General features: G+C 64.9%; 3 protein-coding genes. 2 read left to right on the top strand and 1 reads right to left on the bottom strand.

Annotated elements, in window-relative coordinates:
- Together DBR22_RS12910 and DBR22_RS12905 are read left to right on the top strand one after the other, a co-directional pair.
- Nucleotides 1–810 (top strand): S1C family serine protease (locus DBR22_RS12910; RefSeq protein WP_108599356.1); only part of this gene is annotated, 810 nt, incomplete at its 5' end.
- 22 nt (nucleotides 811–832) lie between these two features.
- Complete coding sequence (locus DBR22_RS12905) at nucleotides 833–1,120, top strand: hypothetical protein (RefSeq protein WP_108599355.1); 288 nt, start codon at nucleotides 833–835, stop codon at nucleotides 1,118–1,120.
- A gap of 81 nt (nucleotides 1,121–1,201) precedes the next feature.
- Here DBR22_RS12905 and DBR22_RS12900 read toward each other — a convergent pair whose 3' ends face one another.
- Entirely contained in the window at nucleotides 1,202–1,612 is a 411-nt protein-coding gene (locus DBR22_RS12900) for a VOC family protein (RefSeq protein ID WP_108599354.1), read from the bottom strand.
- Nucleotides 1,613–1,698 lie beyond the last annotated feature (86 nt).

Genomic DNA, 1,698 nt, shown 5'->3' with positions numbered 1-1,698 from the left:
GCCGAGGACGGACTGATCCTCACCAATGAGCACGTGGTGCGTGGCAACACCGATGTGGAGGTCGGATTCGCGGACGGCCAGCGTGTCAGCGGCACAGTCAGGGCCACTGATGCCGTCACAGATCTCGCCCTGGTCCAGGCGGAGCGCCGCGGTCTGCCCAAACCCGCCTACCAGGCCACGCTGCCCAAAGTGGGTGAATGGGCTGTTGTGCTGGGCTCGCCGCTCGGCTTCGAAAACACAGCCACTGCGGGAATCATTTCCGGCCTCCACCGGTCCATTCCCGGTTCGGCCCGGAACAGCCTCTCCCTGGTGGATCTGATCCAGACGGATGCCCCCATCAGCCCTGGCAATTCCGGCGGCGCCGTGATTAACATGCGCGGCGAAGTGGTGGGCATCAGCGAGGCCTACATCCCGCCGTCGGCGGGGGCAGTGGCCCTGGGCTTCGCCATCCCCGCCGCCACCGCAGTGGAAGTGGCCAACGAGTTGCTCGCCGATGGCACCGCGGAACACGCCTATCTGGGACTTACGCCCGGCGAACTGACCCGGCAGATTGCCGAGCAACTGGGCCTCGAGGCGAGCACCGGCGTCGTGGTTCTGTCCGTTGATGAGGCCGGCCCGGCCGGCACTGCCGGAATCCGTCCGGGCGATGTCCTGGAGTCCATGGAAGGGGTGGAACTCAGTGCGCCTGAGAAACTGCTGGCTGAGCTCCGGACCCGCAACCCGGGAGATACAGTGGGATTCACGGTGAATCGGGATGGCCAGACCCTTGACCTCAAGGCTCAACTCACCGAACGGCCGTCAAGCCCGTAAGCCGCCAAAGGAAAGGCACGTCATGACGAACCCCAAAGAGGCAGATTCCGGATTCATTGTTCCCGATCCTTCCAAGCTCCGGGATGACGGCCCCGGCGACGCCGGCGACGAGGCGAACGCCATCCGCTTCAGCGAGGAGCAGGCCCTTATCGAGGAACAGTCCCACGGCATCAAGCCGGACACGTACAGCGTGCCCAGCGGCGGCCCCACCATGGAGGAAGCGCGCGGCAACATGGACCTGACCGATACCGGCACGGGCCCGTCGGACGACAGCAGCGACGACGGCCTCCACGGCGGCGCGGAGTCCTGACGCTCCTGATCCCAAAGGGCCCCGGAGTCCCAGGAGCCCAGCGCAGGGGCGCCTCACACCCGTGAGGCGCCCCTGCCTGCTTCAGAGCTGGTACTCGACCTGGCTGGTGCCAAGGGTTTCGTGGACGCACAGAATGTTGTGTTCGGTGTCCATGAACCACGCGCACTTCTCAGAGGTGGTGGTACAGATGTGGTTCTCGGTCTTCAGGTTCGGCAGGTCGTAGTCCTGGAACCGGACCCCTTTGGACTCCATGTCCTGCACGATCCGCTCAATGTCCCGCACCTCGAAGCTGAGGGCGGTGTGCTCGGAGTGCTTGCCGTCCGAGACCGGCATCAACTGCAGCATCGGGCCGCCGTCGGTGCCGAGTAATTCGCTTCCATCATCTGTCATTCCGCGGTGCGGGAGGCCCAGTTTTTCCGTGTAGAAACTCCGGGCGCGCGCTGCATCGTCGACTGGCAGGATGGTTGTGGCAGTGGTCAGGGCTAGGTTCATTTCGCCACCTCCTACGGGGGAAATTTTACGCCTGGGCCGCCCGGAAAGATCCGCCCCCGCACCCCCAAACGCTCTCTCACCTACTG

Origin of the sequence: Arthrobacter sp. HMWF013 (genome assembly GCF_003061105.1) — a bacterium.
Taxonomy (GTDB): domain Bacteria; phylum Actinomycetota; class Actinomycetes; order Actinomycetales; family Micrococcaceae; genus Arthrobacter.
Note: the sequence above shows the minus strand (reverse complement) of the source record. Positions and strands in the feature narration are given on the sequence as shown.

Excerpts from the sequence above, each read along its gene's own strand:
- DBR22_RS12905 (WP_108599355.1), top strand. The coding sequence starts at position 833 with ATGACGAACCCCAAAGAGGCAGATTCCGGATTCATTGTTCCCGATCCT.
- DBR22_RS12900 (WP_108599354.1), bottom strand. The coding sequence starts at position 1,612 with ATGAACCTAGCCCTGACCACTGCCACAACCATCCTGCCAGTCGACGAT.